Origin of the sequence: Micromonospora sp. S4605, from assembly GCF_003176715.1 — a bacterium.
GTDB classification, from domain to species: domain Bacteria; phylum Actinomycetota; class Actinomycetes; order Mycobacteriales; family Micromonosporaceae; genus Micromonospora; species Micromonospora echinaurantiaca.
This window is the reverse complement of record NZ_QGSW01000151.1, coordinates 1-12,860: the sequence shown is the minus strand read 5'-3', so window position 1 is coordinate 12,860 and position 12,860 is coordinate 1. Positions and strand designations below refer to the sequence as shown.

Below are 12,860 nucleotides of genomic sequence, written 5' to 3'. Positions count from 1 at the left end.
ACCCCGGCCCCGAGCGGCACCGGCGAACCACCGGCCGCCGGGGCCTCGGTGGGGCGGGCGGGACGGCGGCCGGGCGGCGGCGCCGGCCGGGTCACAGCCGGCAGGCGTGGATGTTGGTGACCAGGATGGCGCGGGCGCCGAGCTCGTACAGCTCGTCCATGATCCGGTGCACGTCGTCGCGGAGCACCATCGCCTGCACCGCGACCCAGCCCTCCCGGTGCAGCGGGGAGACGGTCGGCGACTCGATGCCCGGGGTCAGCGAGCTGGCCCGGTCGAGCAGCCCGGCCGGCACGTCGTACGCCAACATCACGTAGCGGCGGGCGACCAGCACCCCGTGCAGCCGGCGCAGCAGCTGCTCGGCCTGCGGGTGCGCGGCGGCACCGGCGCGGCGGACCAGCACCGCCGAGGAGCGCAGCAACGGCTCACCGAAGACCACCAGCCCGGCCTGGCGCAGCGTGGCGCCGGTTTCCACCACGTCGGCCACCACGTCGGCCACGCCGAGCCGGACGGCGTTCTCCACCGCCCCGTCCAGGCGGATCACGTCCGCCTTGACGCCCAGGTCGCCGAGGTGCCGCTCGACCAGCCCGGGGTACGCGGTGGCGATCCGGTGCCCGCCCAGTTCCTGCACCGAGTCGATGTCGTCGGGGCGGGCGGCGAACCGGAAGGTGGCCCGCCCGAAGGCCAGGTCGACCACCTCCTCGGCCGGCGCCCCGGAGTCGATCAGCAGGTCCCGGCCGGTGATGCCGAGGTCGAGGTCACCGGAGCCGACGTAGGTGGCGATGTCCTTCGGGCGCAGGTAGAAGAACTCCAGGTCGTTGGGCTCGTCCCGGCAGACCAGGTCCTTCGGGTCGGTGCGCTGGCGGTAGCCCGCCTCGCGCAGCATCTGGGCGGCCGGCTCGGCCAGGGTGCCCTTGTTGGGTACGGCGACACGCAGCATGACGGAGTGCTCCTAGCAGTCGATTCGGATCAACGACGGGGCGCACTCAGAGATGTCGGTAGACGTCCTTGAGGTCGAGACCGGTGGCGAGCATCAGCACCTGGGTCTGGTAGAGCAGCTGGGAGATCTCCTCGGCGGCCCGCTCCCGGCCCTCGTGCTCGGCGGCCATCCACGACTCGGCCGCCTCCTCGACGACCTTCTTGCCGATGAAGTGCACCCCCCGCTCGAGCGCGGCGACCGTGCCCGAGCCCGGAGTGCCGGCGGCGGCCTTGGCCTGCAGCTCGGCGAACAACTCCTCGAACGTCTTCACGCCGCGATTCTTCCAGCCGCCCCACCAGGGCACGTGCGCCGGGTCAACGTCCGCTCACCGATCGGGACCGTCCACGCGGTGCGGCGGACGCCGCCGGGGCCGGACCGGGCAGCGGACTCGATGGTCACCCGGGTCAGCCGCCGAAGCCGACCCGGTGCCCGTTGCCGGCGACCAGGCCGCGGATGGCCAGCGCCGCGTCGAGCGCGGCGACGGTCGCCGCCCAGCCCTTGTCCTCGGCCGAGCCGGGCAGCCCGGCCCGGTCCCGGGCCTGCTCGATGGTGTCCACGGTGAGCACCCCGTGCGCGACCGGCTTCCCCTCGTCCAGTGCCACCCGGGTCAGCCCGTCGGTGACCGAGCGGCAGACGTAGTCGAAGTGTGCGGTGGCGCCGCGTACCACCACGCCGAGCGCGACCACCACGTCGCACCGGCGGGCGAGGGCCTGGGCCACCACCGGCAGCTCCACCGAGCCGGCCACCCGGGCCACCACGGCCCGCGCCCCGCACGCCTCGGCGGCGGCCACCGCCCGGTCGAGCATGTGGTCGGTCAGCTCGCCGTGCCACCGCGCGGCGACCACGCCCACGGTCATCCCGGCCGCGTCCACCACGCCCACCCCGGGCTCGCCGAATCCCGCCATCGCTACGCTCCGATCTCGTCGCCCGAGGCCAGCCGACTCGCCGGCGCCTCGGTCACCTCGTCCAACTCGTCGAGCAGGTGCCCCATCCGGTCCCGCTTGGTCCGCAGGTAGCGCACGTTCTCCGGGTGCGGCCGGATGGGCAGGCCCTCGCGCCCGGTGATGGTCAGCCCGTAGCCCTCCAGCCCGGCGCGCTTGGCCGGGTTGTTGGTGAGCAGCCGCATCGACCGCACGCCCAGGTCGTAGAGGATCTGCGCGCCGGTGCCGTAGTCCCGGGCGTCGGCGGGCAGGCCGAGGTCGAGGTTGGCGTCGACGGTGTCCCGCCCCAGGTCCTGGAGCTGGTACGCCTGCAGCTTGTGCAGCAGGCCGATGCCCCGCCCCTCGTGCCCGCGCACGTAGAGCACCACGCCCCTGCCCTCCGCGGCCACCCGGGCCAGCGCGGCGTTCAACTGCGGGCCGCAGTCGCAGCGCAGCGAGCCGAACACGTCCCCGGTGAGGCACTCGGAGTGCACCCGCACCAGCACGTCCTGGCCGTCGCCGAGGTCGCCGTAGACCATCGCGACGTGCTCGGCCGGGTCGTGCTCGCTGCGGTAGCCGAGCGCCCGGAACACCCCGTGCTCGGTGGGCATCCGGGCCTCGGCGACCAGCTCCACCTGCTTCTCGGTGCGCCGCCGGTAGGCGATCAGGTCGGCGATGGTGATCAGGGTCAGCGAGTGCTCGGCGCAGAACTTCTCCAGGTCCGGCACCCGCATCATGGTGCCGTCGTCGTTGACCAGTTCGCAGAGCACGCCGGCCGGACGCAGGCCGGCCAGCCGGGTCAGGTCGACCGCGGCCTCGGTGTGCCCGGGCCGGCGCAGCACGCCGCCCTCGCGGGCGCGCAGCGGCACCACGTGCCCCGGGCGGGCCAGGTCGGTCGGGCCGGTGCCGGCATCGGCGAGCAGCCGGATGGTGTGCGCCCGGTCGGCCGCCGAGATGCCGGTGCTCACCCCCTCCCGCGCGTCCACGGTCACCGTGTAGGCGGTGCCGCGCCGGTCCTGGTTGGTGTGGTGCATCGGCGGCAGGTCCAGCCGGTCGCACTCGCTCTCGGTCAGCGGCACGCAGATGTAGCCGGAGGTGTACCGGACCATGAACGCGACCAGCTCGGTGGTGGCCAGTTCGGCGGCGAAGATCAGGTCGCCCTCGTTCTCCCGGTCGGCGTCGTCGACCACGACGACGGGCCGCCCGGCGGCGATGTCCGCCACCGCCTGCTCGATGCTGGCGAAGGTGGTGGTCATGCGACGGCCTCCGAGTAGTTCGACGGGATCGGGGCGGCGGCCGGCCGGAGCGCCCGCGAGGTGCGCCACCAGCTGACCAGGCCCCAGGCGCAGAACGCGCCGTAGACGAGATACATGGCCGCCGACGGGTAGAAGCCGCCGCGCAGCAGCAGCGGCACGCCGACCGCGTCGACGGCGATCCAGATCAGCCAGAAGTCCACCCAGCCACGGGCCATGCCGTAGGTGGCGAGCAGGCTGCCGGTGAGGATCCAGGCGTCCGGCAGCGGCCCCCAGGAGCCGAGCGCGGCGAGCACCGGGTAGGCGGCGGCGGTGCCGAGCACGGCGGCGGCCAGCAGGCCGGCCCGTTCCCGGGCGGTGGCCCAGCGCGGGGCGACCGCTGTGCGGTCCGGCGCGGCGCCCAGCCGGCGGGTTCGCGACCAGCGCCACCAGCCGTACAGGCTGACCGCGAAGAAGAAGACCTGCCGGCCGGCCTGCCCGTACAGGTCGTGTGCCTGCGGGGTGGCGAACGCCCCGCCGAGGAAGACGGTGAACAGCAGCGCGTTGCCGATCATGCCGACCGGCCAGGCCCAGACCAGCCGGCGCAGCCCGAACAGCGCCGAGGCGAGTCCGAAGCCGTTGCCGACGATCTCCCGGACCAGCACCGGCGACCCGGCGATGCTCACCTGCGCGTCCAGCAGCCAGTGCAGCGCGTCCATCAGGCCACCCCGCCCGCCGTCGCGGCGCCGGCGGTCCCGTCCGCCGGTGCGGTCCCGGCGGTCCCGGGCCCGGTCGGCAGGCCGGTACCCGGCAGCCGGTCGCCGAGCAGCCGCTCGACGTACTTGGCCAACACGTCCACCTCGAGGTTGACCGGTTCGCCGACGCCCCGGGCGCCGAGCGTGGTCAGCTTCAGCGTGGTCGGGATGAGCCCGACGGCGAACCAGTCCGGGCCGGCGTCGGCGACGGTCAGCGAGACCCCGTCGACGGTGATCGAGCCCTTCTCCACCACGTACCGGGCGAGCGCGGGCGGCAGGGCGAAGCGGACGGTCTCCCACTGCGGCGCCGGTTCCCGGGAGAGCACCTCGCCGACGCCGTCGACGTGGCCCTGCACCAGGTGCCCGCCGAGCCGGCTGCCGAGTGCGGCGGCCCGCTCCAGGTTGACCGGGTCGCCGGGGCGCAGCGCGCCGAGCGCGGAGCGGCGCAGCGTCTCCCCCATCACGTCGGCGGTGAAGATCCCGTCGGAGACGTCGACCACGGTCAGGCAGACGCCGTTGACCGCGATGGAGTCGCCGTGCCGGGCGTCGGAGGTGACCAGCGGGCCGCGGACCGCGACCAGCGCGGAGTCGCCCGCCGTCTCGGTCACCCGGACGACCTCGCCCAACTCCTCGACGATGCCGGTGAACATGTCAGCCCTCCCTCTTTCGGGGCAGCGCGGTGATCCGCAGATCGGGACCGATCTGGGTAACGTCGGTGAGCTCCAGGTCGATGGCCTCGGCGATGGTCGTCACACCGGCGTCGACCAGCGCGGCCGGGCCGGCGCCGAGCAGCCGGGGCGCGACGTAGCCGACGATCTTGTCGACCAGGCCGGCGGCGAGGAACGCCCCGGCCAGTTGAGGGCCGCCCTCCAGCAGCACCGCTCGGATCCCGCGGCCGTGCAACGTGGCGAGCAGCGCGGGCAGGTCGACCCGGCCGTCCGGGCCGGCCCCGACCTCGTCGGCGGTGGCGATCCAGGTCCGGGCGGCGCCGTCGCGGACCCGGGCGTCGGCCGGGGTACGCCCGGCGCTGTCCACCACCACCCGCAGCGGCTGCCGGATGGCCAGGGTGCCGTCGCGCAGGTTGCGGGCGGTGAGCCGGGGGTCGTCGGCGAGCACGGTGCCCACCCCGACCAGCACCGCGTCCACGGTGCCGCGCAGCGCGTGCACGTCCATCCGGGCCGCCTCGGAGGTGATCCACATGCTGGTGCCGTCGGCCGCGGCGGAGCGGCCGTCCAGGGTCGCGGCGTACTTCCAGATCACGTACGGCCAGCCGCGGCGCATCGAGGTGAGCCAGGCCACGTTGCCGGCCTCCGCCTCGGCGGCCCGTACGCCCAGGTCGACCTGGATGCCGGCGGCGCGCAGGGTGGCGGCGCCGCCGGAGGCGACCGGGTTCGGGTCGGGCACCGCGATCACCACCCGGGCCACGCCGGCCTGGATCAGCGCGGTGCTACAGGGGCCGGTGCGACCGGTGTGGTCGCAGGGTTCCAGGGTGACCACCGCGGTGCCGCCGCGGGCCCGCTCCCCCGCCTGGGCGAGCGCGACGATCTCGGCGTGCGGCCCGCCGGCGTACGCGTGGAAGCCCTCCCCGACGACCGCGCCGGCCGCGTCGAGCAGCACGCAGCCGACCACCGGGTTGGGACTGGTCGTGCCGAGCCCGCGCGCGGCGAGTTCGATCGCGCGACGCATCGCCTCGTCGACGGAGACGCCCGTCATCGCCCCTGCCCTGCCCTCTCACTCGCCGGTCCGCGCGCGGGCGGTTCGGGAGGCATCGGCCGGGTGGCCGCAGGCAGGCGGCGGCGGAGATCCGGGTACGGCACAGCCGACCCGGGGGGCGGGCACGGCACGCCGAAGTCGGCGGCCGGGCACGGCCCGTCCGTCCCGCGCGCTGTCTCCCATCCGGACTGTCTGGGAGCGGGCGTGCCCGCACCCAACCGTCGGCCCCGGATTCTCACCAGGTCCACCGGGCGGCAGAGCCGTCCGGGTCGCGGGCTTACCACGGAAGGCCGTGGATCACCGCCGGTTCGGAATTACACCGAGTCCCGCCAGCGCGTGGTGGGTACCTCCGCAGTCTTACACGCTGGGCGGGGCGTGTCGCCACCGAGGCGAGCTACTTCACATGACGGTGGGGGTCGCTGACCCCGCGGCGCCGGTCGACCGCCACGTACGACCCCGGTTGGCTCTTCGCCACCGACTTCATCTCCGAGGCGACCGCGATCGCCTCCAACGGGCTGGTGAAGCGCTTGCCGGCGTCCGAGACGCAGACGCCGATGGAGAGGGTGACCAGGGCGGCCCGCCGGATGTTGCCCCGGCGGTCCTTCAGCTCGACGTAGCCCCGGGCGGCGTCGTCCGGGTCGTAGAGCGCGTCGGCGGCCCGCTCGAAGTCGGTGGAGACCTTCGAGGTCAGCGGCAGGACCTGCTCGGGGGTGCAGACGATGACGAAGTCGTCGCCGCCGACGTGGCCGAGGAAGGCCGGCGGCAGGCCGACCGAGACCACCGCCCGGTGCAGGCAGCGGGCCAGCGCCGAGATGAAGTCGTCGCCGCGGACGAAGCCGTACCGGTCGTTGACGCTCTTGAACCGGTCGATGTCGATGTAGCCGACGGCGTAGTCGGCCCCGCTGCGGACCCGGTCGGCGATCTCCCGGCGGATCCGGCTGTTGCCGGGCAGCCCGGTCAGCGGCGAGACCTCGCGGAACTCCTTGTTGCGCCGCAGCGTGGAGCTGACCCGGGCGACCAGCTCGGCGGTGTCGAACGGTTTGACCAGGTAGTCGTCGGCGCCGGCGCTGAGGCCGTTGACCTTGTCCGAGGTCATCCCCTTGGCGGTCAGCATGATCACCGGCAGGGCCGAGGTCATCGGGTCGGCGCGCAGCCGGCGGGTCAGCTCCAGGCCGTCGACCCGGGGCATCATCAGGTCCACCACCGCCAGGTCGGGCCGCTGCCGCTCGATCACCTCGAGCGCCTCCTGGCCGTCGCTGGCGTGCAGCACCTCGAAGCCGTGCAGGCGGAGGTTGAACTCGACGAAGCGCGCGATGTCCTCGTCGTCGTCGACGACGAGGATGACGTCCGGTCGCTCCTCCGCCGGGTCCACGTCAGGCCTCGGTGGCGGCGCGTTCCGCGAGGGCCCGCAGCTGGCGTACCGCCTCGGCGGGGTCGGCCGCGCCGTAGACGGCGGTGCCGGCGACGAAGGCGTCGGCGCCGGCGGCGGCGGCCTGCTCGATGGTGTCGGCGGCGATCCCGCCGTCGACCTCGATCCGCAGCTCCAGGTGGCCGGCGGCGACGTGCCGGCGCGCGGTGCGGACCTTGTCCAGCAGCTGCGGGATGAACCGCTGGCCGCCGAAGCCCGCCTTGATCGTCATGATCAGCAGGGTGTCGAAGCTCGGCAGCAGGTCCAGGTACGGCTCGATCGGGGTGTCCCGGTCGATGGCCAGCCCGGCCTTGGCGCCGGCCGCGCGCAGGTCCTTGGCCAGCGCCACCGGGTCGTCGCACGCCTCGGCGTGGAAGGTGACGTTGTACGCACCGGCGTCGGCGTAGCCCGGGGCCCACCGCCGCGGATCCTCGATCATCAGGTGCACGTCGAACGGCAGCTCGGTGGCGGCCCGCAGGCTCTGCACCACGGGCAGGCCGATGGTCAGGTTCGGCACGAAGTGGTTGTCCATCACGTCGACGTGCAACCAGTCCGCGGCGTTCTCCACGGCGCGGACCTCTTCGGCGAGGCGGGCGAAATCGGCGGCCAGGATGCTCGGCGCGACGATCGGCGGCGGTACGGTCACGGGGCCAGTGTACGAACGCGGCCACCGACCACCCGCAGCGCGGCACCATGCGGGACACCCCGTGACCCGGCGGTGACCAATGGTGCAGAATTGGCCACCCTGGTCCGGGGAACCGGACGAAGAGCCAGTCGCGACTGGCCGAACGACGGAAACGCGGCAAGACTCCATCAGGGACGGTGACGCGAGCCGCCCGTCCCCCGGCACGGCGCCGGCGCACGGGCGGCCGTCAGCTCCCGGAAAGGGCGGACGATGCGACGGTGGCTGCTGGCACTGACGCTGGCCGGCACGGCGGTGGCGCTGCTGGCCAGTTGCGTCCGGCCGGGCGGGTCGGACGGCGACCTCACCGACGACTGGCCGGCGCTGCGGCCGCCGCAGCTGTTCGTCCCGGCCAGCGGCGCGTGCCTGCCCCGGATCACCGCGGTCGTGCAGGCGAGCACCTACGAGACGGTGGACTGCTCGCGCAACCACCTGGCCGAGGCGATCCACGTCGGCACCTTCACCGGATCGGCCGCCGAGGGTGACCGGCCGGAGCCGGGCTCGCCGGCGCTGGGCACCGCCCGCCGGGAGTGTGACGAGCGGGTCCGCGAGGTGCTCGGCGGCGACTGGCACGCCGCCCGGCTGACGCTGAACATCGCGCTGCCCTCCGCCCCCGCCTGGCGCGGCGGCGCCCGCTGGTTCCGCTGCGACCTCAGCGAGACCGACAGCATCGACAACACCCGGCCGGTCAACCGCACCGGGAGCCTGCGCGGCGCGATGATCGGCGACTCCCCGTTGGTGCACCGCTGCTTCGACCCGAAGCTGATCGGCGAGAACCTCAACTACATGGCGCCGGTGCTGTGCACCGAGCCGCACCGGGCCGAGTTCGTCGGGGTCTACGTCGAGCGGGACATGTCCTGGGCGGAGTTCACCCGCAACGCCCCGCAGGCGCACCGGCGCTGCATGGCGCTGATCGCCGCCTTCGCCGACGTGCCCAACAACAGCGACCTGCCGTACCGCGCGGGTTCGATCTTCTACCCGCCGTCGCAGCGCGAGTGGGAGGAGGGCGACCGGGGGGTGCGCTGCTTCCTGTGGAGCGACGACCGGAAGCTGACCCGGTCCATGCGGGGCGTCGGCCCGAAGGGCCTACCGGCGATCTGAGCGCTCCGGCCACCGCCCCCGCCGACCAGGCCGCCGGGCGGGCTGCCGGCTGCTCCCCGCCCGGCCGGGCCGCCGGCTGGTCCGCGCCCGCCGGCCGAAGGGAGCGCCCGCGACCCGGGCGCGTGCCGTATGCTGCCGCACCGTGGCGCACCGGCCGGTCGGCGAGCCGGTGGCGGACCACGATCGGGGGAGGTCGGCGATGCGACGGTGGTGGACGGCGGTCGCGCTGGGCGCGGTGACGGCCCTGGCGCTGACCGGGTGCGGCGCACCGGCCGGAGTGGACGGAAACCTCACCGACGACTGGCCGGCCCCTGCCGCGCCGCAGGCGTTCGTCCCGGCCGCCGACGTCTGCCACGCCGCCTTCCAGGCGGTCGGCTACCTCAGCGGCTACAACCCGGTGGACTGCGGCGCGTCGCACCGGGTGGAGACGCTGCACGTGGGCACCCTGTCCGGCCCGGAGGCCGAGCGCGGCACGCCGCCGAAGGCCGGCTCGGCGGGCATGCGGACGGCCCACGCCGAGTGCGGCAAGGCGGTCAACGAGGCGGTCGGCGGCGACTGGCGGTCCGGCCGGCTCGGCCTCACCGTGGTGTTCCCGTCGCCACCGGCCTGGACCGGCGGGGCGCGCTGGTTCCGCTGCGACGTCAGCGAGATCCAGAGCCTCGACGACACCTCCGTCGACGCGCGCACCGGCAGCCTGCGCGGCGCGCTGCGCGGTGACTCCCCGCTGGCCTACCGGTGCTTCTCCCCCAAGCTGGAGAAGGACCAGATCACGGAGATGCGGCCGGTGTCCTGCACCAGCAAGCACCGCGCCGAGTTCGTCGGCGTCTGGCACGCCCCCGAGATCAGCTACGCCGAGTTCCGGCGCACCAGCAAGCGGGTGCACCGGGCCTGCCGCACGCTGATCGCCAAGTACGCGAAGGTGCCGGACGACGGCAACCTGCAGTACCGGGCCGGCACGATCTTCTACCACCCGTTCGAGCGGGACTGGCAGAACGGCAACCGCGGCGTGCAGTGCTTCCTCTGGGTCAGCGACCGCACCCTCACCCGGTCGGTGAAGGGCACCGGCAACAAGGGCCTGCCGATCACCTGACCGGGTGGCCGGCACAAACTGGCACATCCACAAGCGCGGCGGGCCGGGCGACCGCCGGGGCACCGACCCCGGCCGTCGCCGTCAGCCGGCCAGCGCGCGCAGCCGGTCCGAGAAGTCGCGCACCTCGGGCAGGTCACCCCAGCCGCGACCCAGCCGGGTGTGCAGGCCACGCAGCTCACCCACGATCGTCGCCCGCCGGGTCGCCAGCGCATCCCGGGCGACCGGCGCGGCGAGCGCGACCGCGGCGCCCGGATCACCGGCGCAGGCCCAGCAGTCGGCCAGCCGGATCGTGAGCAGCAGGTAGGTGGGGCGCATCCGGACCGGCAGGTGGGTCAGCGCCCGCTGGGTGGCGTGTGCCCCCCGGCGGGCGGCGTCCCGGTCGCCGGTGGCCGCGGCCAGGTCGCGCAACGCGCCCCCGATCGACGACTCGGCGCGCACCTGGCCGGCGTGCTCGACCAGCCAGGGGGCCTCGGCCCGGTCCCGCTCGTCCAGCCGGGACAGCCCCCGGCGACCCAGGACGATCTGCCGCTCGCACTGCGCGGCGTCGCCCATCAGGCCGTACGCCCGCGCCTGGTACAGGTGCGAGACGGTGCCCACCCAGCCCCGGCGGGGGTCGACCGCGCCGAGCGCCCGGGCGTACCGCAGCGACGAGGCGCCGTCGCGGTCGAGGCGGGTCAGCGTGCAGAAGTCGCTGTAGAGGGTGGCCTGGGCGACCAGGTCGGCGGAGACGCCCGCCCAGCGCAGGCCGTGGCCGAACCAGGCCATGCCCACCGCACTCTGCCCCCGCTGCATCCGCAGCCGCCCGGCGAGCTGGGCGTAGCCCGCGGCGAGCCGCAACAGGCTCTGCGGCGGCCGGCCCGCCGCGTGCACCGCCTCCGCCCAACTCGTGACCAGGTGCAGGATGCGCTCGATGGATCCCACGATCTCGGTCGAGACCTGCTCCATGGTGGCCTGCGTGTAGCCCGGCAGCAGCGCGGCCAACCCGTGCACGAGGTCGGTGACCGGTTCGGTGGGCAACTCCGCCGGACCGCGCCGGACCAGCCGCGCGATGGTGGTCAGCACGTCGCCGGGGGCGGGGACCGCGCAACCGGCGTCGCCGTGCAGCGGGCAGGCGATGCCGGCGTACGGCAGCCGGGTGGGCCAGACCGGGACACCCGGCGGGATCACGCCGTCCGCGGTGAGGACGCCGGGGGCGGCGAACAACGTCGGGTCGCCCGCCGGCGCGGCGGCGTCACGCAGCCCCCGGCCGGCCCCGAGGGAGGCCAGCGCGCCGTTGGTGGCCAGCACGTCGTCGAGCCGGCGGGCCAGCCCGGCCGGCGGCTCGCGCAGCCCGCTCTCCACCCGGCTGATAACGCTGTGGTGGTAGCCCACCCGCTGGCCGAGCTGCGACTGGGTGAGGCCGGCGGCCCGCCGCCACCACCGCAGCTCCCGCCCGAACTCCACCCACGACCGCGCCGCTCCGGCCCCCTCGGCCTCCATCAGCCCCTCCCGTGCCCGTCCCGGACCGCCCCCCGGTTCTGGGTGGTGCAGCACTATAGGAGCGGGAACCGCCCTGGTCAACGCGATCCGACGCGGTCCGCACCGGACGGTCGACCCGGGACGGTCAACCCCGGCGGAGCACCGCGAGGAACATCGCGTCGGTGCCGTGCCGGTGCGGCCACAGCTGCACCGTCGGCCCGTCGCCGAGCCCGGGCATTCCCGCCGGCAGCAGTGGGCGGGCGTCGACGAAGTCGACCGGCACCCCGGCACGCCGCGCCGACTCGGTGACCGTCACGTGCGTCTCGACGGTGTGCGGCGAGCACGTCACGTACGCGACCAGCCCGCCCGGGCGGACCGCGCGCAGCGCCGCGGCGAGCAGCTCACGCTGCAACCGGGTCAGCGGCGGCAGGTCGGACGGCTGCCGCCGCCAGCGCGACTCCGGCCGGCGGCGCAGCGCGCCCAGCCCGGTGCACGGCGCGTCGACCAGCACCCGGTCGAAGTGGTCCGCCGGCAGCTTCGGGTGGTCGCCGACCGCGCGCCCGTCGGTGTTCAGCACGGTCACCGGCAGATCGCGGGTCGCCTGGGCCACCAGCCGGGCGCGGTGTTCGGCCACCTCGACCGCGGTGAGCCGACCGCCGCGCTCCGCGACCAGCGCGCCGAGCAGCCCGGACTTGCCGCCCGGCCCGGCGCACAGGTCGAGCCAGCGCCCGTCCGGGCCGTCCAGCGGGGCCTGCGCCAGCGCGTTGGCCACCAGCTGGGAGCCCTCGTCCTGCACGTGCGCCCGCCCCTGCGCCAGCGCCGGCAGGTCGCCGGGCGCCCCGCCGGAGAGGTAGACGGCGTACGGCGAGAAGGCGCCCGGGGCGCCGCCGACCTCGTCGGCCAGCTCCACCGGATCGGCCAGCCCGGGCCGGGCGCAGAGGTGCACCGGCGGGCGCTCATTGTCCTCGATCAGCAGCCGGGTGGTCTCGCCCAGATCGCCGCCGAGCGCCTCGGCGAAGGCCCGCACGATCCACTGCGGGTGGCTGTACGCCAGCGCGAGGTGCCCGATCGGGTCACTCTCCATCGGCGGGGCGAGCTGCCGCACCCAGGCGTCGGCGTCCTTGCCCGCCACCTCGCGCAGCACCGCGTTGGCGAACCCGGTGGCGCCCGGCCCGACCGCGCGGACCAGGTCGACCGTCGAGGAGACCGCCGCGTGCGCGGGCACCCGGGTGTGCAGCAGTTGGTACGCGCCGAGCCGCAGCGCGTCGCGTACCGGCGGGTCGATCCGCTGCACGTCGCGCCCGGCGGCGGCGGTGACGATCGCGTCCAGGGTGCCGAGGTGGCGCAGCGTGCCGTAGGTCAGCTCGGTGGCGAACGCGGCGTCCCGGCCGGTCAGCCCCGCGTCGCGGAGGATCGTCGGCAGCACCAGGGTGGCGTACGCGTCGTCGCGGTGCACCGCCGCGACGGCTTCGTACGCTGCGTACCACGGCCGGGCGACCGACTGCCACCAGCCGTCCACCGCGGG

13 protein-coding genes and 1 riboswitch are annotated in these 12,860 nt (G+C 75.1%); of the genes, 2 read left to right on the top strand and 11 right to left on the bottom strand.

Annotated elements, in window-relative coordinates; translation table 11 throughout:
* Positions 1–91 precede the first annotated feature (91 nt).
* The 9 genes from hisG to rpe all read right to left on the bottom strand — a co-directional run bounded on the left by hisG (position 92) and on the right by rpe (position 7,650).
* Positions 92–937 carry an ATP phosphoribosyltransferase gene (gene hisG / locus DLJ47_RS10735; protein WP_088994775.1) on the bottom strand — a complete coding sequence of 282 codons (846 nt, stop codon included), beginning with the start codon at positions 935–937 and terminating at the stop codon, positions 92–94.
* A gap of 46 nt (positions 938–983) precedes the next feature.
* A complete protein-coding gene (locus DLJ47_RS10730; protein WP_088994776.1) occupies positions 984–1,247 on the bottom strand; it encodes a phosphoribosyl-ATP diphosphatase in 264 nt (87 codons plus the stop codon).
* A 133-nt stretch (positions 1,248–1,380) separates the two neighbouring features.
* Positions 1,381–1,881 (bottom strand): 6,7-dimethyl-8-ribityllumazine synthase, encoded by a 501-nt coding sequence (gene ribH / locus DLJ47_RS10725; protein ID WP_109899892.1) that lies wholly within the window; start codon positions 1,879–1,881, stop codon positions 1,381–1,383.
* Positions 1,882–1,883: 2 nt separating this feature from the next.
* On the bottom strand, positions 1,884–3,152 hold the full coding sequence (locus DLJ47_RS10720; protein ID WP_088994778.1) for a bifunctional 3,4-dihydroxy-2-butanone-4-phosphate synthase/GTP cyclohydrolase II: 1,269 nt from the start codon (positions 3,150–3,152) through the stop codon (positions 1,884–1,886).
* A complete protein-coding gene (gene pnuC / locus DLJ47_RS10715) occupies positions 3,149–3,847 on the bottom strand; it encodes a nicotinamide riboside transporter PnuC (protein ID WP_088994779.1) in 699 nt (232 codons plus the stop codon). The genes DLJ47_RS10720 and pnuC overlap by 4 nt, the downstream gene beginning before the upstream one ends.
* Positions 3,847–4,533, bottom strand: a complete 687-nt coding sequence (locus DLJ47_RS10710; RefSeq protein WP_233257768.1) for a riboflavin synthase — start codon at positions 4,531–4,533, stop codon at positions 3,847–3,849. Before DLJ47_RS10710 ends, pnuC begins: the two co-directional genes overlap by 1 nt.
* A 1-nt stretch (position 4,534) precedes the next feature.
* Entirely contained in the window at positions 4,535–5,596 is a 1,062-nt protein-coding gene (ribD, locus tag DLJ47_RS10705) for a bifunctional diaminohydroxyphosphoribosylaminopyrimidine deaminase/5-amino-6-(5-phosphoribosylamino)uracil reductase RibD (RefSeq protein ID WP_109899891.1), read from the bottom strand.
* Between the two features lie 167 nt (positions 5,597–5,763).
* Positions 5,764–5,934, bottom strand: a riboswitch (FMN riboswitch).
* Between the two features lie 56 nt (positions 5,935–5,990).
* Entirely contained in the window at positions 5,991–6,968 is a 978-nt protein-coding gene (locus DLJ47_RS10700) for a GGDEF domain-containing response regulator (protein WP_088994782.1), read from the bottom strand.
* Between the two features lies 1 nt (position 6,969).
* Positions 6,970–7,650 (bottom strand): ribulose-phosphate 3-epimerase, encoded by a 681-nt coding sequence (rpe, locus tag DLJ47_RS10695; RefSeq protein ID WP_109899890.1) that lies wholly within the window; start codon positions 7,648–7,650, stop codon positions 6,970–6,972.
* Positions 7,651–7,899: 249 nt separating this feature from the next.
* Here rpe and DLJ47_RS10690 point away from each other — a divergent pair, with 249 nt between their 5' ends.
* Entirely contained in the window at positions 7,900–8,787 is an 888-nt protein-coding gene (locus DLJ47_RS10690) for a septum formation family protein (RefSeq protein WP_109899889.1), read from the top strand.
* Positions 8,788–8,986: 199 nt separating this feature from the next.
* Positions 8,987–9,877, top strand: coding sequence for a septum formation family protein (locus DLJ47_RS10685; protein ID WP_109899894.1), 891 nt, complete (start codon positions 8,987–8,989; stop codon positions 9,875–9,877).
* A gap of 81 nt (positions 9,878–9,958) precedes the next feature.
* On the opposite strand, the gene DLJ47_RS10680 is transcribed toward DLJ47_RS10685, so the two are convergent.
* Entirely contained in the window at positions 9,959–11,356 is a 1,398-nt protein-coding gene (locus DLJ47_RS10680; RefSeq protein WP_109899888.1) for a helix-turn-helix domain-containing protein, read from the bottom strand.
* A 124-nt stretch (positions 11,357–11,480) separates the two neighbouring features.
* Positions 11,481–12,854 (bottom strand): RsmB/NOP family class I SAM-dependent RNA methyltransferase, encoded by a 1,374-nt coding sequence (locus tag DLJ47_RS10675; protein WP_109899893.1) that lies wholly within the window; start codon positions 12,852–12,854, stop codon positions 11,481–11,483.
* Between the last annotated feature and the right edge of the window lie 6 nt (positions 12,855–12,860).

What these genes read in the sequence shown, in the direction of transcription:
- hisG (WP_088994775.1), bottom strand. Translation starts at nt 937, where the DNA reads ATGCTGCGTGTCGCCGTACCCAACAAGGGCACCCTGGCCGAGCCGGCC.
- ribH (WP_109899892.1), bottom strand. Translation starts at nt 1,881, where the DNA reads ATGGCGGGATTCGGCGAGCCCGGGGTGGGCGTGGTGGACGCGGCCGGG.
- DLJ47_RS10720 (WP_088994778.1), bottom strand. Translation starts at nt 3,152, where the DNA reads ATGACCACCACCTTCGCCAGCATCGAGCAGGCGGTGGCGGACATCGCC.
- pnuC (WP_088994779.1), bottom strand. Translation starts at nt 3,847, where the DNA reads ATGGACGCGCTGCACTGGCTGCTGGACGCGCAGGTGAGCATCGCCGGG.
- DLJ47_RS10710 (WP_233257768.1), bottom strand. Translation starts at nt 4,533, where the DNA reads ATGTTCACCGGCATCGTCGAGGAGTTGGGCGAGGTCGTCCGGGTGACC.
- ribD (WP_109899891.1), bottom strand. Translation starts at nt 5,596, where the DNA reads ATGACGGGCGTCTCCGTCGACGAGGCGATGCGTCGCGCGATCGAACTC.
- DLJ47_RS10690 (WP_109899889.1), top strand. Translation starts at nt 7,900, where the DNA reads ATGCGACGGTGGCTGCTGGCACTGACGCTGGCCGGCACGGCGGTGGCG.
- DLJ47_RS10685 (WP_109899894.1), top strand. Translation starts at nt 8,987, where the DNA reads ATGCGACGGTGGTGGACGGCGGTCGCGCTGGGCGCGGTGACGGCCCTG.
- DLJ47_RS10680 (WP_109899888.1), bottom strand. Translation starts at nt 11,356, where the DNA reads ATGGAGGCCGAGGGGGCCGGAGCGGCGCGGTCGTGGGTGGAGTTCGGG.